The 23,130-nt window shown below is 68.9% G+C and carries 1 protein-coding gene (only partly in view); it reads left to right on the top strand.

This entire window lies inside a single protein-coding gene on the top strand: locus tag ACH4YL_RS25050, encoding a hypothetical protein (RefSeq protein ID WP_398509667.1). The 66,213-nt coding sequence extends 20,399 nt beyond the window's left edge and 22,684 nt beyond its right edge, so the window shows coding positions 20,400-43,529, spanning codon 6,800 (partial) through codon 14,510 (partial); the first complete codon in view begins at nucleotide 2. Both the start codon and the stop codon lie outside the window.

Here is a 23,130-nt window from a genome sequence, read left to right as displayed (position 1 = left end):
CCAGTCCGGCGGTCCCCTGCTGGTCCCGTCGGCGTCTGTCAACCGGGACGGCGCCCACACGGACTTCATGCTCGGCACCGGCACACGTGAGGACGGAACGGACGACGTCTGGGAGAAGGTGGACTTCGGTCCGCAGGCCGCCCTGCTGATGCCGCCTTCGCTGCTGCCCCTGGGCGACGCCGAGGTGTGGGCTCTCAATCCGTCCGGCACCCTCTCACCCCCTCCTGCGTCCCCGCTCTCGGACCCCGTCCCGGACTCCGCCGATGAGTGGGTGGACACCGACGACGAAAGCGATGTCGTCTACGAAGAGAGCGATGTCGGCGACGCAAGCGAAGCCGGCGATGAGAACGAAGCAGGCAACCTGGGCGGTGTCGACGACCAGAGCAGCAATGACGGCCAGAGCCAGAGCGGCAGCCAGAGCCAGGGAAGCGGCCAGACTCAGCGCCAGGGCGATGGCGGCAAGACCATCGAACCCGCCGCTTTCGTATCCGATGCCGATGTCGTAGTCGTTCCCGAGCGCGCACCGGAGTCCGAGCCCGACGAGTGGGGCCTGCACCGTGTGGACGGTCCCCCGTCCGATGCCACCAGGCAGTTCATCGCGCATCTGGAGATGGAAGGAAAGCGCTTCGAGCGGCGGCTCGCCAACTTCATCCTGACACCGGGTACCCCGCCGGCAGGCACCGAGGCTCAGCGCGTGGTACGCGGCCTGGCCCGAGCCGCCGTGCATGTCGCGAAGCAGAACGGGCTGGATCTCAGCGGCTTCGGCTGGCCGGTGTCCGGCCCGCCCGGCGCGGTCGGTACGGATCCCGACGTCATACAGGAAGTGGCCGACTCGGGCAATATGCGTATGCAACTGGCGCTCCTGTACCGGGGAATCATCACCGGAACGCTGACGTCCGCGCTGAAGTTGCCGAGCCCGCAGCTGGACCCGTACGCGGGAGTCGACGCGGCATGGCACGACGCGCAGAACAACATTCACCGGCAGGAGGTGCGGAACGCCTACGACCACACTCTGGGCGACGGCCAGCCCTTCCCCCTCGACCGCGCCAACGCGAACCTGACCGTATTCAAAGGTCTCGCCATCGCCGACACGGACTCCCTGGCCATCCCGCTGAGCGCCGCCGAACGCGCCTTCATGCGGGACGACATCATCCAGCACGAGGACACCGAACTCGCGATCTGGCAGGTCGACCTCCGGGTGAACGCGCCGTCCTGGCTCTCGTATGTGGCGGAGAATCTCGCCGCGTACGTGAAGGTACCGTTCAACCACGCCTACCTGCGCCTCGCCGTGTTCGCCCACATGTTCACGACCCAAGGCCAGTCGCTCGATGACACACTCACGGAGTACCACAGCTCCCTCAACAAGTCGGCGCCCTCCATGTCGGGGATCGTGCATGACCGGCATCCCTCGACGCGCTATCAGTCGCTCTTCCCGTTCACGACACAGCGGTTGCGCTTGATCAACAGCGGCTCGCTCCCCGATGAGATCGCCGCATACAGGCTGCACGGCCGGCCGGAGCAGATTCTCAAGCTCGAGCAACGGCTTGGGAGGAAGCGCGCGGAGGAACGGGACACCTTCCTGGGGCACCTCGATCTGGCGAGCAAGGCGTATGCGGGCCGGGTCGCGAAAGCCATGGAGCTTCGTCAGGACGTGAACGCCTCCCTGAGGGAACTCACCGACGCTCTCTGGCAGTTCGTCCAGGACAACGGATTCTCCGTCAGCCTGCTCGGCTGGCCGAAGGCAGACTTCCCGGGCGCTGTGGGTACGGACCGCGCCGCCTTGCAGAAGGTGGTCGAATCCGGGAACGCCCGTGAGCGGATGGCGATGCTGGTCCGCGGGATCCCGCTCATCTTCAAACTGACCAGCGAGTTCCACGCCGAGTCGGATTTCGACGTCCTGCCGAAGCCGATCGAGATGACCACGCCGCTCACCACCCAACTGAGCAGCTTCAAGCAGATCACCCTGCAGACCGAGTCGGCCGCGCGACGTGGCGACGTCGACAGCATCGCAAGCGCGGTGACGGCCACCAGCCGAGTCATCGACGACCTGGCCACGGAATTCGGCATCCTGGCGCAGTCCACCGAGAGCTTGGTCCTGCCGCTGAGCCCGGCCGAACTGGCCTTCCTCAACGCGTCCCCCATGGTGGACATGCGACAGGTCCAGACCCCTCGCAGGCAGCGACGCAGGACGGCGAGCGAGCAGGACCAGCCGCTCCTGTCGGATGGCGGCGGCGGCCAGTACGTGCTCTGGAAGCAGGCCGACCAGGACACAGGCCGGCTCCTGGTACATGCGATGATCCAGCTCGCTCAGGCCAAGGGCATCGAGATCGATCACAGCGCTCTGCGCCTGGCCATGCTGGGCCAGTTCGTGGGCACGTATCGGCACGAGTACGCCTGGTTCATGGAGACCTTCCATGTCACCCTCAGGCGCGAGGGCATCACCGCGCCGGAGTTCGCCTACAACCGGATGCGTCCGCATCTGCTCCACCCGATCGCGGAGAACGAGCTCAACGCCTACGGCCAAGTGGGGACGGGGCTGCTCCCCCTCGACGTCGCCCAGCAGAAGACCGGGTACTTCCCCGTCTCGCTCGTCAACGAGCTGGCAGACGCCCACTTCTCCGATCCCTACGACCCGTCGGGCACGCCGGCGCTGGTCCGGGCGGACCAGGCGCGTCTGCCCGACGCGAACGAGGCCGCCGCAATCCGGCGCGAACGGCTGCGGCGCGTCATGGCCGAGCCGCAGTGGCGGCAGGCCCGGCTCAATGCTCCCAAGAGGCTCATCATGGCCCAGTTGCTCAATCCGGACATGCGGCGCTTCGGGCCCGACCGCACCGACCAGAGCAAGGTCAGCGCCACAGTCCTCCACCCGGCCTTTTACCATTCCCGGTTCCGCTACAAGGGTGAGGTGTACACCGACCTCCAGACCACGGTGCGGCTCATCCCTGCCGAGAACGTCTCGCAAGAGGAGGTGTACGAGACCTGGGACAAGGCCGAAGCCGGTGTGAACGCGATGTTCAACGACGGCCACAAACTGGAGAACAACGACCACTTCACCTTTACGGTCCTGGCGGCCGAGGAGGGCGACAAGGCGCTCCTCGAAGTCCCCCTCGTCAACGACGGCGGCCCCACTCGGGACGACCAGTGGCAGACCACTGCCACCGCGCTCCAGCTCGCACACGAGCTCGGCCACTCGATCGGCGTGCCCGACGAAAGCGCGCGCCAGACCAGCGTCGCGGACCCGTCGGCCACCACACGTGACAAGGTCCGGCTGCTGGGTCCCGGCGAGACACCCGACACCGACCGGACGGACGGGACCTCGGACGAAACCGTCTTCGACAACACCGGCACGCTCCTGAACATCCCCGGCAGCGCCATGGGGGACTTCAGCCGCCCGGTGGACCCGGAGACGCGCAGTGCCCCGTCCGACCAGGTGCCCGACACTGCCAACGACCCGCTGCGCCAGGATGGCCTCCGCCCACGCCACATCACGGTGATCAGCCGCCTGATCGGGAACATCAATTCGCCGATCGCCGACGACGAGATTCCGGCGAAGATGCTGTTCGACGAGCATGGTCAGGTTTTCGAGGCAAATCTCGCCGAATACATCTCGCTCATGCCCGAGGTGGAGCAGACGCTTACCCACATCACCACAAAGCTGTGGGAAGCGGCGATCGCCCTTCTCCTGTCGGATCGAGAGCTGCAGAGCTTCGGCAACAAGGACCTGACGCAGGTCGGTGCGGTGGGCACCGACCTCGATGCGCTCGCGGATGTGATAGCCCAAGGCACGGTTCACGAGCGTGCGTCCATGCTGTACCACGGCCTGCGGTCGGGCGCGCTCCGCCGGATCATCGCCGGCCAGGAAACCGCGCAGCTTGCCCAAAGGGGGAATTCGCCAACGCGGATCAAGCAGGCAACCACAGCTGTGCAGCGGCGACTTGACGATCCGGGGACGAATTCGATTCCCTTCCGTATCGACCTGCAGCCCGTGGATCAGGCCGAGTCCGCGGGCACGGATCCGGACGCCACGTACCGCCTCATGCAGGCCTTGAATCCGGCCAAGGGGAAGCTCTTCTCCTTCGACGACGGGTTGCTGAGGCTCGGTCTGCTCGCCTATATGACCGCCTCGGGCACACAGACCTTCGCGCAGGTCATGGAGGACTACTCCAACGCCCTCGCCCATGCGATGCCTGAGGTTCCCGAGGCGTTCCTGTTCAGCCCTTCGCCGGCGCAGTACGAGTCGGTCTCCCCGCTCACCTCGAAGACGCTCCGCATGCTCACGGCGACCGGCAAATTCCCGCGGGAGGAAGTCCTTGCGAGGTTCGGGGCGGTGCCCTGGACGAACAGATTCCTGAAGCCTTACAGCCCGAAGCTCCTGGCGGAGCCGCCGCAGAAGCCGCTGCCCAAGTCGCTTCGGGCACTGACTTCGACGGCTCCGCGCTTCGGTGCCCCCTCCTTCGCGCCACACGACCCCGCGGCCAACGGCTCTCCGAACAGTCCGTCCGAGCCTCCGGTCAGCGATGTGCCGCCGCCCATGGTTTCGAAGGCCCCTGAGGTTCCGATCGAGCAGCAGCTGGCAGAACATCGCCCGCCGCGCCTCGACCTCACGATGCCGCCTCCGGACGGCGCCGATTCCCAGGTGACCTTCGATGACGGCACCGTCATGCCGGCCTTCGACAAGGTGCTCAGCGACCTGGTCGAGAGTGCGGACCTGCCGGACAGCGTCAAGCAGCGCACGGGCACCTTCGGTCTCGGCCATGTCGACTTCCGCGGCGCACCCTTGGCGGTCGCGGAGATCACCCGTCAGCTCAGTGAGCGGACCGGGTTCACACCTCGGCAAGCGAAGGGCAAGAAGCCCGCCGAGGGCCTGACGGCCAAGCTCGCCCAGGCCATCGAGAGCGATCCGGACCACCTCGCCGGAGACGGCGCGGAGACCACGTACCAGACGGAAAGCGGCAACACGGTCCGGGTGAGGGTGCGGCTGCGCCCGTACAACACCAGCTGGGAGCGGTTCAACGGGACCGGATCCACCGAGCCGAAGGCCGTGATCAAGAGCTCCCGCACCGCGGTGACCTCCGGCGCCACCCCGCAAGTCGGCATGGCCCGCAATTTCAATGTGCTGATGCCGGTCAATGCCCTGACGTCGGCACTTGGCATCTATGTACGCGGTGGTCTGACCCCGGGGCATCGACGCACTCTCAATTTCGGGATGCTCAAGAGCACACAGATCGATGCGGAGTTGTCGGACTGGGGCGCTTCCAGCGTCAGTGTGGGCCATGCCTATGTCGAGGTCGAGGCGGTCGTCCTCGGTCCCGACGGCACCGAGCCGGCCTCGGACAAGGCGCAGGGCAAGGCCCCCGCCACGCGGCACGAGTTCGGCTTCGGCACACGCAACGCGCTGGCCCTGCGCCTGGGCACGAGCGCCACCACGGCGCCCGAGCTGGGCAATGCCCCGCAGACCCTGGTGTACAACGGCAAGCCCGACCCGCGGCTGACGGTCACAGAGGAGTTCGGTCCGCTGACCGAGCTGCGCGACGCGATGGTCAAGCAGCTGGGTGTGTCGACGAAGAGCCCGGCTTACGTCACAATCACCAACTTCGTCAACAGCCTGTCCTTCAAGCAGAAGGCGAGGATGCTCGCCGCCGGCTCGGTGCTCACACCTCCGCTGGTCGGCGACAAGGAAGATCCGCTCGGCGTATACCAGATCAGTTTCACTCCGCTGACGGCCAAGCAGTTCCAGGACATCACCCACCAGGGCGTCGCCTTGGCCGATTCGACGCTCCAGGCCAACGAGCGCACTCAGATCAAGGGGAAGTCCTTCTCCACGCACCTGGTCGTCGGCGGCAAGGGCGAGATCGACGATGCGTTCGGCGAAGGTACGCATCTGCGCCTCATCCTGGCCCTGCTCGGCCGGGCGGGTGTGAGCACGGAGCGCGGTACGGTCTCCGGAGGCATCACCAGCAACATCGCCTACTGGTTCTCGCAGGCCGCCGGGCACAAGGTCGGCTATGCGGGCGCGGTCGAGATCACGGCGGTGCGGTCGGGACGTGACATCAAGGCCGCTCCCGACAAGAACGGGCAGTACCCGGCGTACAAGCCGCTGACACACCGCACATGGGTCGTCGAACGGATGCTGCGTTCCAAGGCGCGCGACATCGCCGGATGGGACACCGGGCGCGCCCTGTCGCAAGGGCCGGGGCCCGACGGCTCGGAGCGGTCTCCCAAGCTCTTCCCGCCGCCGTATCTCACGAAGGACAACCCGCCGACGCTGGGTCTCAGCCGGGTCGAGGCGTTCTACCACCGCGGGGGCGCCTATACCGATTCCGGCCAGCGGACCCTGCTCGACACCTTCGCCGAGAACGTGCTCCGGGCGATCGCGAAGGCCGCGCCCGGTCTCGCGGTTCCGCTGAGCGAGCTGTATCCGGAGAACCCCGTGTGGGGCGGGGACATGGAGCAGTACCTCCAGGCGCAGGCCAACACCATCGCCGTGGTGAGGGCGCTGTACCACTCGGCCACCGCGACGAACCTCGAGCGGCAGATGACCAGCGGTGTGCCGGTCGAGCTGCGCAGGAAGTCCGGGGTCAAGATGACCACCCGGCAGGTGGTGTTTGGCGCGAAGCTCACCCGGCGCCGCGCCGAGGGCGCCGAACCGCATATGCGCCTCGCGAAGCTGACCGGCAACTCGACGAACCTGCGCAGCGAGGACGGCGGCGGGCACAGCTTCGAGGGCGGCCCCGAGGTGGGCCTCATCCCACGGCCGGGGACCTTGAGCCCGGACAGCCCGGCAACCAGCCGCTTCGGCGCGCTGGCGCTCTCCGGAACACAGACCAGCGAGAGCAACCGCTCCAACGTCTTCGGCCCGACAGTCGAGATACTGACAGCCACCAGCACCGGCAACGATTTGCTGCTGCACCGCTACGACCTTGAACTCACCGCGACCCTCACGGGTTTCACCCAGCTGCGCTCGCTGCTGCGCAGCGGCTGGCTCCTGAAGATTCCGGACACCCAGCTCTTCGTCTCCGTGAAGACACCCAAGGACCTGGGCCTCCGCACGCGCGGCGAGGTGCTGCTCGCCACGTCGTCCGGTCATGCGTCGCTCACGGACCCGGAGGGGCCGGACGCGGACCACCCCTTCAAGCCGCTCGGCGAGGGCGCCTACAGCTCGAAGCTGTCGCTCGAGGATGCCTTCGCGCTGGCCAGTGGCCGGCATCTGCGCAAAGCCGCCGAGCTGACCGCCCCCCTATACTCCAAGTACCAGCTCCAGACCGTGTCGCTGACCGCCCACCGGGAGATCTCCCGGCTGGTGCTCAGGGCTCTGAAGAAGGCGTCCCGCGGGCAGCTCTCCTTCGGACCGGCCATTGACTCCGTGACCCTGACCGTGGCACCGGACGAACTGACGGCGATGTTCGGCCAGAGCTCCTCACCGCTCGGTCATCGCGTCGGCGAGCTGTTGACGCCGCGTGCGTATGACAACGTCAATGCCTCCGTCGCGTACCGCACAGAGCTTCTCCGGCTGCGGCTGGCGTCCGACAAGCTGGACCAGGGCGAGCTGGAACAGGTCCATACCCAGCACCTGGGGACCGAAGGCCACGCAGTCAAGCGCATCATGCGGCTGCTCGGCTTCAGAGCTCAGGTCGGCACCCTGACCCAGGACGGCCGGGCGACGCCCGGAATCACCGCGATTCCCCATCTCAGCGCCGTGCTTCAGGTCCTGCGCCCGTCGATCGGCGTGTTCCGCGAGACGCGTCTCTCCTTCGAGGGCGACTTCTTCACGGCACTGGGTGACGTCGATTACGAACTCGCCGCGCTGTCAACCAAGTTGATCTCCAAGAGCGCGGCCGGTTCCAAGTACATCCCGGCCTCGTTCGCGAACGCTGCCGGCTACAAGCTGCTGGTGCCCGGCGGCTGGATCGGCCAGATCACGGTGGAGGACGCCGTCGAACTGGGTCTCTACTATGACGGCCTCGGTACCCGGCCGCGTTACACCGCCCACGAGTGGACCATCCCGGCCTGGGTGCGGCCCGGTGGCTTCGGCCAGTTCCCGATCAATTCCCTCAACGCCGCAGCGGTGCTCGCGGAGTTCGCGGAGAAGATCAAGGGGCTCGGCCTGCGCGACAGCGACCGGGAGGTCCTCAACACCCTGGTCTCCGCACGGGTCCTCCAGATCCTGTCCGGCGATATGTCGGGCGACGCGGGGGTCTCGGTGCCCGCACGCGTCACGAAGTCGGGGCTGCGCACCCTGATCGGCGGGCAGCAGGCGCTGATCAACGTCGAGCTGATCCCCGAGGAGGCCGGCTTCGAGGGCCTGGGCCACAAGCGGACTTTCGCCACGGCCCTGATCGGCGACACTGGCACCGTGTCGGCCGAGGTGAAGGTCCGCGGTTCCCAGTTCGGTCTGACGCAGAACTACCGGGACAACACGGAGAACCCCGACGCTCCGAACGCCGGTGTCCACCACACCGAGATGGCGGGCGAGCTGAGGGCCACCTCGGTCACCCGGAGCAAGCTCGTCGAGTCCTCGAACAAGACCCGTTTCGCAGGGCCGCACGCGCAGCACAGTACGAAGTACTCGCTGAAGATCTCGCTGTTGCTCGACGCGGCGGCCGCATCGAGGTCCTCCTTGGACGTCAGTTCCCCGGGCGGCTCTTCGGTCAGCTCGCCTGTCGACTCGCCGGACGGCTCTTCCGCCAACTCCCCGGGCGACCTCTCGGTCATCTCCCCTGCCACCTCCGCACCGAGTCCCTCGGGCGACGTGCCGAATCCGTACACCGCCATCGGCGATGCCGGCGATCTGGTCACGCATACGCCGGTCAGCGTGCTCAGGCCGAGGCGCGAGAACCCGGATCTCCTTGACCTCGACCCCGAACTGCCGGGGCAGGACGCCCTGGTGAAGCCCGTGCCGCTGCCCACGTTCACCGGCACGGACGACTGGCGCCTCGTCGATCTTCCCGACGGCAGCCGTCAGGTGTTCCCCCTGCAGGAGCAGGGCTTCATCGTGGTCGACGTGCGAGGCGCAGGCAGTGTCACGGAGGCCGGAGTCCGGGCGCTGGACGCGGCCGGCGGTTACCGGCCGTCGAGCAAGAAGACGGAGGGCTCACCGCTCCCCGCCATCGCGGAGGAGGGCGGCCCCGCGCCGGCCCCGCCCTCATCGTCCTCCCTCACCGCGTCCACCGAACCGGCTGACGAGACGGGTGTCGTACGGGAGGGCGGGGCGACCCCGGGGACGACGGCAGTCACCTTCCAGGACAGCGCCGCCGTATTGCCCGAGGGGCCGGCGGCGGACGGCGCTGACTCGGATACCGCGTCGATCGTGTCGGATGACGACTCGGACGACGGGTCGACCGATGAAGCGGCGCCGGGCGACCCGCTGCTGCAGACCCCCGCGAGCAGTGTGGACGACCTGACCTCGGACGCCGGCTACACCCCATCGCTGCGGTACGGCTTCACCGGCTTGACCACCTTCGGCTCCGGTGCGGCGAACGCGCTGGCCGAGGCCACCAAGCCGGCCGTCCTGAGCGCCTACGCACGCCACGCTTTCGGGGAGGCCGGCTACACCCCGCCCACTCTGCACAAGACCCATGTCTTCGGCGGGACCGACGGTGATGTGACCTTCTTCGCCAAACCGCAGCTGACGCAGGCCACGCTGCTCACCATCGCGACCCTCGCGCACCACCGCAAGGAGCGCACGACGCTGGCGCTCAACAAGCCGCGGCGGACCGGGGAGTCGGGCAACCCGGCGGTGGGCGGCATCGGAGCCGTCGGCGGCTCCGATGCCCAGTTCGACATGTATCCGCTGGGCGGCACGACCGGACCCAGCACCCTCACATCCCGGGCGACCCCGTCGGGTGCGGAGGGCGGCGGGATGGTCAAGAACAAGTCCCACCGGGGACGCGCGTTCCTCTTCTCGGTGCCCCTGGATGTACTCGCCAAGGCCTCCGTACACCAGCGCTTCAGGGACTCCAAGCCCGTGGAGACCTTCCTCGGCCCGCGGACCCGCACGGCGCAGGCGTACGAAACCCAGGCGACCGCCATCATCTGGGTGACCGAGGACTCCGCCCGCAGGCTGGGGTTGCTCAACGACACCAACTATCCGAAGAGCGTGTCCGATTCATGGGACGCGGTCGACTCCCTGCACGAGGCATGGGAGAAGGCCGACGAAGCGTACTGGACCAGGCGACGGGCGGCCGGCAAGGAGCCGCTGCGGCGCCGCACCGAGGCGGACGACACATACACCGCGGCCGGGCAGAAGCTGGAGGCTGCCTGGGCGCAGATCGCTGCGAAGCAGCAGGCTCTCCTTGCGGCGGACCCGATGGCCGGCGCGGCGGATGTGACCCTTCATGCCCCGGGCGCGCTGACCGGGGCGAGCGACACGCTGGCGCGGGCTCAGCAAGCACTTGCCGATGCCCGCGCCCAGGGCGACCCCGGGCGCATCGCGGAGCTGCAGCGCGCCGTCGACGAGGCCACTGTCGCGCGGGCCGGCGTCGAGTCGCGGATCGCGTCCGCCCAGGGCCTGATCACCGGCCAGGCACCCGCCGCGGCCCGATGGCTCCGTATCGCACAGGAGCAACTGAACGACGCCCAGGCCGATTTGAGCGACCGGCAGCAGGACCTGGACGCGGCCCAGGCCGGCGGAGACGCCACCCGGTTCGCAGGGGCTCAGGACGAGTTCGACGAGGCCACCCGGGAAGTCCAGCGCACCACCAAGCTGGTGGAGGACGCCCGGGCTGCGGCGAACGTGCCCGCCGGCGCCACGCCTGGACCGCTCACGCCGGACCCGCAGGCCGTCATCGACGCCAGGACCGAACTGGCCGCGGCACGTACCGCACTCGCCGAGGCACAGCGCGTCCTGGATGCAGCGGGAATCGCGCGGGATGAGGCCGTGCAGGCCTTCGCCTCGACGCGGGCCGAACTCGACACCCTGCAGGCACAGGCCGAGCAGCTCGCCGCCCAGGCACACACCGCGCACGCCGACGCACATCGCCTGATGCGCTGGCACCAGTTGAACTCCACCGACGAAGGCCGCGCTCAGCTGCAGTCCGAGGGACTCCTCGACGTGCCGCCGACCGTCACGTACACGAAGCCGAAGGGGCCCGAGCCGGAGACCTTCACTGTCACCAAGGCCGACGACGGCACCATCACGCTGACGCCGCCGAAGAGGGCCGATGGCACCGTCCACCTGGCGCCCCCATCAGGTGCGAGCCATTACACCGTCGCCACCGTGCCGAGCGACGGAAACTCCTTCTTCCACGCCCTCACCCGGGCCCTGGAAGAGAGCTCGCCGGCCAAGGCCGCCGCCCAGCTCCCGATCCCCGACCTGCGCCAGATGCTGGCCTCCCATCTCCACGACCCGGCCAATGCCGATGTGGTGGACGCACTGGCACCGGAGTGGACCGACGAGTACACCGAGGACGAGCTGCGGAGCGCGGGGATCGACTTCCCCGATCAGCCCGCACTCCAGCTGGAGTTGATGGAGGCCCGCCACATCCCGCCGGCCGCACAGCTCACCCGTGAGCAGCGCATCAGGCTCGCAAGTGCGCAGTTGCTCCGCATGGGCAGCGCCGACGACAAGGCCACTTGGAACCACGCCGGGGCCGACGTACTGGCCGTCCTGGCCTCCCGGGTCTACGAAGTCTCGGTGACCGTCGTCACCAGCAACGGCGTGTACCAGACCTTCGCTGCACCGACGGACCCGGACAACGCTCCCCACGTCGTGCTGTACCTCGGGGACGAGAAGTTCGCCGCCGCCCTGTCCGATCCGCGGCCCGCTCAGGCGGACACGGAGGCGCCGTCCGACCACGGGCTCGTCCTGCCCTCGCACAAGACACCTCCGTGGATGCCTCCGGCCAACGTGACGCCGGACCAGCTGTACACGACCGACCTCGACGCGGGCACGCTGACCCGGCCGGACGGCGAGGTACTCGACCTCGTCGAGGTCACCGGCCAGGGCAACCTCTTCTACGAGGCGCTGCTCGCCGCCCTGCCCAAGGGGCCGCTCCCCAACGGCCTCAGCACCCGCCGCGACCTGTTCGCCAGGGATGTGGCGTACGCCGAAATGCCCCTCGGTCCGGTGAAGTTCGACCCGCAAGGGCTGTTCACCTCGGACGACATCCTCAACAGCGCGATGGGTGCGCGCGCGGATCTCCGCGCCAAGCTGCCCCGTGGCGGTTCCGTGCCGGCCGACTTCGCGCAGTCACTTTCGCCCAAGGACACCGAGCTCCTGGTCCGGATGCAGCTGTCCGCCGCGCGCGGCTGGAACGCCGAGACCGGTGGTCTCGCGGGCGACCTCGCGGCGTACCGCCTAGGCGTACCGATCGAGGTGGTACGCGAGAACAACACCTCGGTGATCTACGATCCGCCGCCACCCGCGGGCACCGTGTCCGATGGCGCGTCGACCGTCAAAATGCCGGTCGCCGCCGTGCTGTACCAGCGTGGTTCCGAGTATCTGGCGGCGATCCCCCGCGTCACGACCGCCGCGGACCCGACCGCGGATCCGGGGTCGCATACGGAGTTGGGTACGGAGTCGAGTACGGAACCGCCGAAACCGCCGGCCGACGGTAACGGAGCTCCGCATCTTCCCTCGCTCGACATGGACGATGCGTCCGACCGGCGACAGTCGATGGAAGACGAGATCCTGGCCGTGCTCAACGGGCCGCAGGAGCCGACCCCGCCGCCGGCCGACGAACCGAACGCCCCGGCCGAGAACCAGATCCCGTCCACCGTGCGGGTGGGGCCGCACCTCGACCTGCCCGCCACGTTCATCACCGAGACGGACGCGGACGGGAACATCACCCTGGACTGGGCCGCGAAGCGTTCGAAGTTCGCGGTCCACCCGGCGGCCAAGGACCGCAACTCCTTCTTCCATGCCTTCCTGCACGCGGCCCACGAGATGACCGCAGCCGGAAACATCGACGCCGAGCTGGCCCGGGATCTGCCCACGGCGGACGGAATGCGGTTCGACCTGGCGGCCAAGCTCTCCCAGAACACCACGGCAGCCAGTCGTGAGCTGCGGAGCACGCTGCTCATCGACGAAACCATGGAGTTCACCCGGGACGAGCTGAAGCTTGTCGGGATCACCAAGAAGGCCGCCCACGCCTCGAAGGGCCCGCGGTCCAAGCGGACTTATCACTTCGTGTCGTACACCTCCGACCGTCGCGCCGCTCCCTGGCGGCACTTCACGATCGCGCAGAAGGCGACGCTCGCCAGCATCCAGCTGACGCGGCAGAGCGACCCCAAGCGGCCGCGGTTGCGGGGCAACGGCGCCGCGACCGCGCTGCTGCCGCAGCTTGCCAGCCGTGCGTACGGCTTCTTGGTGAGCGTGGTCTCGGCCGACGGCCGGGTGACCACCTTCGAGCCGGAGGGACCCGCGAAGGGGCATGTCGTCCTGCGTCAGGACGAGGACGGCCACTACGGCGCGGCCCGCCCGATCCGTATGCCGCACGCCGACCTGCCTCAGGCCGACGCTCCTAACCCGGGCGACGACACCGGGCCGGTCGACATGCCGGCCCGCGCCTCGGACGACGACACGGACAGCGAGCCCGAGTGGACGCTGTACGCCAACCCCGATGTGACCTTCTCGACAGCCCAGTTGGAAGCGGCCGGCATCCTGCCGTCCCAGATCGATCCGTACCACGCACTGCAGGACAGGGACGAGCAGATCCCCCTGCGGGAGTTCAGGCTCAGTGACGATGACAACCTGAAGATCATCAGCTTCCACCGTGCGCAGGCGGCGAAGCTCCCGCAAGGCCTGCAGCCCCCGCCCGGCCCCGGCACTCCGGCGACCGAGTTCAGCGACGGCCTCGTCGAGCTGATGCGGAACACCCTCGGTGCCGAGGGTGCCTTCGGGTCGGAAGCGGCCGACCTGTCACTGGACGGCTCCGTGCTCCGCCTCACCACCACCCGGTCACTGGCCGCCGACTCAACGGCACCGACCGGCGGCGGCAGCGACGAAGTCCAGCAGCACGCGTCCTCGAACGACGGCATTCGCCTGGACCGCGTCGCCAGGCGCCACGACATCCTGACGGCGCCCAACGTGACCGCAGCCGCCACATCCGAAGGAGCCCCACCCGCAGGCCACACCACGGCTCCGGCCGCCATCGGCGAAGACACGGACAGCCAAGGCAGCGTCGGCGAAGGCGCCCCCACCGACACGGTCTCCTCCGGCCTCCCCGCCGCCGCACCGCAGCAGACCCCCGCACCGTCGAAGGGTCCCGGGCTCCTGAGCCGCACCAAGCAGCGCTACCAGCGGTTCATGGATGTCCGCAAGCTGCGCCAGGCGTCCGAACTCGTCTCCGCCTCGGTCCTCGACACCGAAGCGAAGCTCATCGCGGACATGGCCGGCAATCTGCAGGCCGCAGAGCAGCACATCCGCACGATGTACGCGGAACTCGCGCTCAATCCGGCGAACGGCGTGCAACCGGACGACGCGGAGACCACGCTGGCCGAGTTCACCGACGATTCGCGTCTCATCGTGGCGTACACCCACCCGGAGCTCGCGCAGGCAGCCGCAGCCGAGGATCCAGGCGTCAGGTCCAAGGCCCTTGCGCGGCTTGCGCCCGTACAGGCCCAGGTCCTGCGCGCGATGGTCGCCGGCGGTCCGCCCGCGGGCCTCGCCGTGGGCGAGGACCTCGCGCGGCTCGACGCACTCGCCCACGGACGTACCGGCTCAGGGGACACAGCCCGTGCCGATGTACTCCTGCAGACCGAGGCCGAAGTCCGCGCGCTCCTCGAGCAGGCGGAATCCATCCTGATCCGGCACGCACCGGCCACCCCCCGGCCGCTCACTCAGGCAGCGCGCCAGGAGCAACTCCTCTCCGTGGCCCACACCTTGCACACCAAGGGCAGGGCCGAGGCCGAGACCGCAGCCGAGGCGCTGCGGACCCAGAACGCCATTTACGGCTCGGCCGGTCTCGGCGTCTTCAGCGTGCGGACCTTCGGGACGCTCTCGCCGGGTGCGGTGGCCCTGTCGTTCATGGCGCCGGGCGAAACGAAGCAGACCGTGGGCTGGCCCAAGCACCGGGTGGGCCTGCGCGAAAAGCTGGCTGTCGCGCTTCCGAAGCCGATGGCCGACCAGCTGACCAGCGGGAACGGCCAGCCGCAGAACGCCGGGGAGAAGAGCGGCCAGAGCACCACGACGATCGTCGCAGAACTGCCCATGACCTGGCACGGGCCCACGATGTACTTCCAGGTCCACGGCAGCGCCGACCGCTTCGACCCGCGCCTGGCCGAGGGCAAGGCGCGCGGAGGCCGGCGGGACAAGGTGGTGACCTCGGCGGCGCACATGCACGAACTGGCCACCCAGCACCCCACGTACACCTACATGCTGAAATTCGCCGACCTCAAGGGTGTTCCGCTCAATGTGGTCGACATGGGCTGCTTCTCGAACCTCGACCTCGGCCAGGAGACCGTCGCAGCCCAGGAGCTCACCGAGCTCTTCGCCCCGAAGAACATCCTGATGCACGCCGCCGCACAGGAAGTGGGCCTCGACAAGCACGGCGTTCTGGGTGTCTACCGCGACCCGGACCGCAGGGACTTCGAGGGCTTCCAGCAGTTGCGGCCGAAGCAGGTCCGCCCTGCGCGGCTGTCCTACCGCCGGAACGATTTCGCCGGCGCGATTTCCGCTCGCTCCGAGCGGGACAACCGCTGGCGCGGCCGTGCGGTCAGCCAGTCCGCGGCCCTGGCCGACGCAGTGACATGGAACGCCGGGTCGAATACATCCCGTCTCCGTCCACACCTGATCGAGGGTGCGCTCGTCAAGGGCGGCAAGCTGAATGTGTTCAAGCGCGCTCCGCAGGACGCCGAGGGCGGGCAGAGCTGGGCGTACACACCACACGAGATGGAAGAGCTCTCGGAGTACTTCGAGAGGGTCGGCGTACCGAAGGACGCGACCGTCGTCCTCGCGATGGCCAACGCCGCCGTGGGCCCGGATATCGGGTCCCGGACCCACGTCGAAACCCAGCCCGACGGAACGAAGACCGAAAGGAAGCAGTACTTCTACGGCCCGTCGCCCGCGCAGCGTGTCGCCACCGCGCGGCGCCGGTCGGTCATCGCGCCCTGGGGTACGCCGTACCTCGAGGTCGATCCCGCCACCGGTCGCGATGTGCTGTTGGTGGAGCGTCCGGCCGATGCGATGGACGACCCGTCCTGGCAGCCGTGGGTGGTCGTCGACCCGATGGACGCCGCCATGCTCCAGAAGTGGATGGCCGTCGACCCGAAGGAGCCGGCAACGCTCGACGACGCGAGCCAGTCGCCGATCGGTGACCGCAATCTCTATCGGCCGACCGAAGCTGCCATCGCGGAGAACTCCGGCCGCCGGCCGCAGGCGGACCCGAAGCCGGTCGGACGCAGGAGCGAAGACTCCGACCGACTCGGCCACCACGCCGCCGTCCTCGGCGCCTCGTTCTCCCCGGCGACACCCGGCGCCGTCTCGCACATCGCGGGCAGCCTCCAGGGCGCCGTCGCCGACACCACGCTGGTCGGCCAGTCGTACACACCCGGCGTGCACTCGGACAGCAACAACACATCGGGTACGGGGCGGTCGAACGCGCCGGGCCTGCTGGCCCGGGCACGCAACCGGTACCGGAGGTGGCGCCGCCCCGCTCCCGTCGAGCAGGCTCGCGTCGAGAGCACCCCGGTGGTACCGACCGCGGCGGACGCGTCGCAGGGCGAGCAGGTGGTCCCCTGGGTCGGCGGCGAACTCGCGCTGCCCAAGCGCTTCGCGAGCGCGACGGACGACCAGGGCCGCATCACGCTGGCGGCCACGAACTCGCCGGTGCGGTTCGAGATGGCACCGGCCGAGCGCAACGACCACTCGTTCTTCCGGGCCTTCAAGCAGGCGGCCATCCAGATGAGTACGGACGGCCATGTCTCACCGGAGGTCATGCAGGCGCTGCCGCCTGCGCACGAGATGCGGTACGACCTGGCGGGTCGGCTCGACGAGCCCAGGACGGCCCAGGACCGGGCGCTGCTACGCCAACTCGTCATCGATCCCACCTTCCGTTTCACCCGCGAGGAGCTCAAGCTCGCCGGGATCACCAAGAAGGCCACGTACAAGAAGGGGTCGCACATAGCGCGGACTTACATCATCGCCACGTACACCTCCAAGCACTTCACTCCCGAGGAGAAGGCGAAGCTCGCCAACATCCAGTTGGCGCGACGGGACCGGCGGCCGACCGGCCATGCGCAGTGGAACACCGGCGCGGCGAAGACACTGCTCCCGTCGCTGGCCTCGCGTGCATACGGCCTGAAGGTGTCCGTGGTCGCGGCCGACGGCGAGGTGCACACGTTCAGGCCCCAGGGCCGGGTGAACGGGCACGTGGTGCTGCGGCAGGACGAGGACGGCTACTACGCCGCGGCCGGCCTGATCCCGCCGGCGGTGCCGGAAGCCGCACCGGATGCCGTCGGGACCGACTCGGACGACGACGACCTCTACACCGACCCCTACAAGACGCGCGAGACCGGCCGCGAAACCGGCCGCGACGGCGAGCCCTACGGCGACCTCGACGACTCGGCAACGCCGGTCGACGACGAACTGGCCGCGCTGATACGCGACACGCTCAATGCCTCGGACCAGCTTGCGGCGGAGCACACCGCAGAGCCCGCCGGCACGCCTGCGGCCGTCATCCACGCCAGGGAGTCGTCTCCGGACTCCGACACCGCTTCGCCACTGGCTGACGACGCCGATGCCTACTCCGTGGCATCCCTGGACGCCGATGCCGCCGCCTACGCCGTGGCATCCGTGGACACCGACGTCGACGCCTACCCCGTGGCACCCCCGGACGCCGACGGCCACACCGACGTCGACACCTACTCCGTGTCGTCCCTGGACACCGACGGCCACACCGACGGCCACACCGACGTCGACACCTACTCCGTGTCGTCCCTGGACACCGACGGCCACACCGACGTCGAGACCGACATCGACGCCTACTCCGTGGCATCCCTCGACGCGGACGCCGCAATCGCCCAAGTTCCGCCGGCGGACACCCAGCCCATACAGCGAGTCCGCAGCGCGCCCCCCGTCATCACCACCCCGATCGCGACGGCCGCCCTCGCACCCGCGCAGTTCGGCGTGATCGTCAAGCCGGATGCCGAGCAGCCTCCGGCCCAGAGCTCCACCGTGAACCGCCTCGGTAGCCTCGAGGACGCCATCGAGGGCCGGAGCCTCGTCGGTCAAGAGTTCACAGGTCTTCCCCATGGGGGCGACTCCGCCGACAACGCCTCCACTTCGCAGGGCCAAGGCAACTTCGTGAATCGAGGGCTTGCCAAGGTCAACGCCTTCCTGCACCGCGCGGACACTGAGCAACGCCGTCAAAGGGACCTTGAGGCACGCCGGCAGAGGGAGCTCGAGGCGCGCCGCCGGAAGGACTTGGACACGCTCAACAAGGCGGCGCGCAGCGTGATGAAGGTGTACCAGCCGGCCTTCGACATGACCGCCATGATCGAGGCACTCACGGCTGGGGACCAGGAGCAGTTCGTCTTCCGGCAAGGTCAAGGCCTGTACAAGGGTCGCGTGCGGGCAGGCCTTGAGGACGGCGCCCGGCGGATCCTTGCTCCGCAGCACCGACGCAGCAACTTCAAGGCCGGGGAATGGGAAACGGCAAAGCAGGCCATCGTTCACGCCCTGGCGATCGCTGGTCCGGTCAATGCCACCTATCTCGCCGAGAGCATCGCCGACCTGTACGCGATCCTCAAAAGGCAGACGAGCGCAGAAGATCTGGCCAACGCGCTCGCCGACGCTGCGAACCTCGTGCAGTACTACGCCCCGGACCGGCCCGGCCGCGGCAGCTCGCACGCGCTGCGGGCCCACCTCCTGGGGGTGGCAAGTGCCGTACTGCTGAAGGGCAACCCCACAGCCAAGGCCAGGTCGCTGCGCCCGAGCGCCGTGTCGCTGACAGCCCCTGAGGGAGCCCTGGCCTTCTCCACCCACGTCGGTTCCACACATCGGTCGGTCTTCGTCCGTACCGTTCCCCAGGGCAGGAATCCGGACAGCACCTGGTACTTGGGCGCACACGATGCCCGGGCCAAGGCCCTGCGCATCTGGGCGCCCAGCCGGAACCGCGGCGGCCAGGCCCAACAAGTCACCTCCCCCGGCGCCCGGCACTTCGCCGTGTACGTCGACGTGGACGAGGCCGCCCAGGCCGGCACGCAGGAGCAGATCGCCGAGGCCGCCATCCGCCTCGCACGACATTGGTACGCCAGTGCGGAACACGCCAAGCTGGCTGCTTACACCGACGGTTCCGAGCCCCGCATGGCAATCGTTCCGATGTCCCACCGCACCGATGTGCTCCCGGCCCACCAGGCGGCCGCACAGCGGGCGTTCGTCGATGCCACAGTCCAGCTCGCCGGCTCCTCGGTCCAGGGACCGGCAGTGGTGGGTCCCCGCGAGGGTGCGCTCATCCGGATCAACGAGGATGGTGCGCTGCTGCTCGAACAGGTCCGTGGATCGGATGCCGCGCTGGCGAACCCACAGTCCCTCAGCTTCGAGGTGCACGGCGCCGAAGGCTGGCCCAACGGCGCCGACGGCTCGCACAGTGACTTCCTCACTGGTGAGGACCTCACCGGCCTGGACCTGCCCCGCTACGTACCTGGGCTGGCCCCTACCTACTCCTTCCCGCCGGACTATCCGGGCGCCGCGTACAACGACGCCGCACAGCAGCAGCAGCCGGAGAGCTCGTCGGCCGCCGCCCGGCGGGTATACCGGCGGAGTTCCCTCGCCGATGCGATCCTCGGCCTCGACCTGGGGACGGCGGACCCGGCGGACCCCGGCCCGAGTGACCGCACCTCGTGGGTCGGACAGACGTACACCGGAGGCACGCACAACAGCTCGGACGAATCCGATGACGCAGAGCCGCGCCCGCGCCGGGCGCAGGATCGTCTCGACAGATTCCTCACCAGCTTCCTGTCCGACGCAGGCGACATCGGCCAGACCGTAGGGGACATGACGCGCCGCACCGCGCGCCGGGTCCGGCACCTGCCCTTCGTGCAGTCCACCGTGGCGGAGTTGCGCACCGTGGGAGAGGGCATCGCCGACCTCGTCACCCGCGATACTGTCGCGCGGCAGTCGCTCAGCGCCGAAACGGAAGCGGCTGAACTCACCAGGTTCGTCGAGGTACAGGGGTACGACGACGAGGAGCTCTTCCGCTCGCTGGCCCGGCCCATACTGCGGTCCGTGCTGAGGCCCGCGGCCTACCGGGAGCGGACTCCCGAGGCCGACTCCCAGGCGGCGGAGACCCTGGTCGCCCATGCCCATGCCCTCTACGGGGCGGTGGCCGCCACGCGGATGGCCCACTACATCGACAGCGTGTTCACTCTGCGCTCCCTTGACGCCGACTTCCGTGCCGCCCTGGTGGCGCAGGCCGACGAAATCCTCGACGCTGCGGCGCCGAACCGTCCGGGCCGCGAGCACGGTCCGGCCCGGCGGCAGCAGACGAACGCCGTCGCGGTAGCCCTCCTGGAAGGCGAGAACGAAACCGCCGCATGGACGGCGGCCGCGCGGTACGAGCTGTCCGACGCCCTCCTCAACGCGCCGGCTGGGCCGGTCACTCCCCTGACCATCCCTACGCGTTCCCTCTTGGCGACCGTGCTCACCGGCGCCACGCAGGGCAGCCGACCCGCAGTACGTCGCTGGGGGAAGCACTCGACGAACCAGTCGGTCGAGAACCAGCCGCAGCTGCCCTGGGCACTGCAGCCGACGGTCTACATCGATCTGGATGCGCTCACGGCGCAGCAGATCGCCGGCATCCGTGAATTGGCCGAGTTGAAGGAGTTTGCGGGGGTCGACGGCAAGCGGCTCAACGTCGTCCCCGTGACCTCCACCCGGTCCAAGCGCACCGCGGCCCTACAGGACTTGGCTGCCCGTACGGTGGCCAACGCACTGGAGGGAGACTCCGCGTACCAGGTGTGGACCGCCCACAACGGCGCGATCAAGGTCAACAGCCGCGGGCAGGTCCTGCTGCACACGATCTCCTCCACGGTGGACCAACCGCGTTCCACTCGTGCAGGGTTCGTCTCACTCGTGCTCGGCACGCCGGGCACCGACATGCCTCCGCAGTTCGGAACCGGCAGGCGGCTCCCCGGCGTTCACGTGGGTGACGTGGCGCAGAGCGGCGCGTCGAATCTGCTCTCCGACGCCACGCTTCCCCCGTACTCCGGGTCCAATACGTTGGTCGGCCAGACGTACGAAGGGGCCCCGCACTCCAGCAACTCCGGAAGCACCGGCAGCCGCCGGTCCGGCTCGGAGCTCGGGCGCCGGATGGTGAACGCCAGCAGGCGGATCCTCCGCAGGATCTTCCGCACCTCCCCTGCCCCGAATGCACAGTCCGCCGCGGCTCAGGCACCCGTCCCGGGGAACCCTTACGGCAACCCGCGGTACGCCGCGACTCAGGCACCCCTCCCGACAAACCGTTACATCCATTCCTCGGCGGGCCGGCACATGTACCTCCTCTCGCCGGCGCTCCAGCACGGGCGCGGGGATGTGCAGCCGCCGAGCGGGCCCCGGCCTCCAGCGGCCGACTCCCGGCAGCAGTCCGACGGCTTCCAACGGCTGCCGGGCTTCTGGTCCACTCAGTCCGACGGCTTCCTGGACCGGCCGGGCTTCGGGGCCGCCGCCGACGACCAACAAGACCTGTCGGACCTCGGGTCCGCCCAGTCCGACGGCTTTCAGGTCCAGTCCGACCCCGGCTATGTGGCCGACGGCTTCCAACACCAGCCGGGCTTCCGGTCCGCGCAGTCCGACGGCCTCCAAGACCTGTCGGACCCCGGGTCCACACGGTCCGACGGCGTCGCGAACCTGTCGGACCCCGGCCATGTGGCCGACGGCTTCCAACGCCGGCAGAACCTCGGGTCCACGCAGCCAAGCGGCGTCCCAACCCTCTCGGACCTCGGCTACGTGGCCGACGGATTCCAACACCAGCAAAACCTCGGGTCCACGGAGTCCGGCTCCGGTTGGACCTATCGGCCGCCGGCGCATCGCGCGGCCGCCCCCGAGGACCAAGGTGTGCCCGCGTACACGCCGGCAGAGCCGGGAGCAACCCAACTGCCCACCTACGGAGAGGCCGGAGTCCACCACTCCGCTCTGTGGGCCGCGGTCAACGACAGCACCATCGCCATCAACCGCGGCAAGTGGAGCCCGTACAGCCTGTTGGATGCACGTGCCGAAAAGCAGTCCATCGAGAACCGTCTGAAAGCGGGCCGGCTCGACCAAGCGACCCTGACCCACTACGAGTTCGCGGCCCTCGCCGACATGAAACGACTCGGACTCAGCCTCGAAAGCAGCGGCTGGACGCAGGAACAGTTCACCGCCTTCCGTGACAAGCTCGTCCACTCCTACACACTGGGCGGCCCTGCCGCCGCCTGGACCACGGGCTTGGCCCTCCTCCGCCGCCTCGTCGTCGCCGACCACCGCGATGTACTGGTGATGGCTCACGAGCTGCTGACCCTCCACGCGCAGAACAGGCACGACCAGCTCGACAAGGACCGCCAGCTCGAACAACTCCTCGATGTGGCGTACGCGCTGGCCACCTCCGAGGACCCGGGCAACGCCCGAGCCCGTCGCAGGGCCGAGCGCTACCAGCCCACCGCCGCGCAGATCGCCAACCCCACTCCCCGTATCGACTTCCGTGTCGCTCCCACCGGCTCGCACCTCGCCAGCGTGTTCCAGCCGGCGGACACGCTGCCCGCGTCGCAGGACAAGTACTGGCCGCTGCACGACCCCACCCGCTCGCTCCTGATCGACCACTCGATCCCCGCGGGCCAAGCGGCCTCCCAAAAACTTCCCTGGAGCCATCGCAACCGGCGTGTGATCCTCATCAACATGACCGCGGCCATGGGGGCGCGCGCCCACGGGCAACTCCCGCACACGGCGGGCGACATCGGCACACACCTCCAGAACAACATCGCTGTCGACTCCCTGTCCATCGGCACGGAGGAGCATGAGGGAGAGCTGGCGATCCTTCCGCTCTTCCTCAGCGACGACAGCCGTTCGATGGAGCAACGCACCCTCGCCCTGGAGGAGTTCACCCGAGGGCTCGGCTCGTACGCCAAGCACCTGTGGATCACACGACTCCCCGGCACCCTCGACAGGTACGGCGACCTCCACATCAACAACCACACGGGGGAGATTGCCTTCCGCGGCCC

Source organism: Streptomyces sp. NPDC020681, from assembly GCF_044334895.1.
Lineage (GTDB): Bacteria > Actinomycetota > Actinomycetes > Streptomycetales > Streptomycetaceae > Streptomyces.
This window is presented reverse-complemented; position numbering and strand designations above follow the sequence as displayed.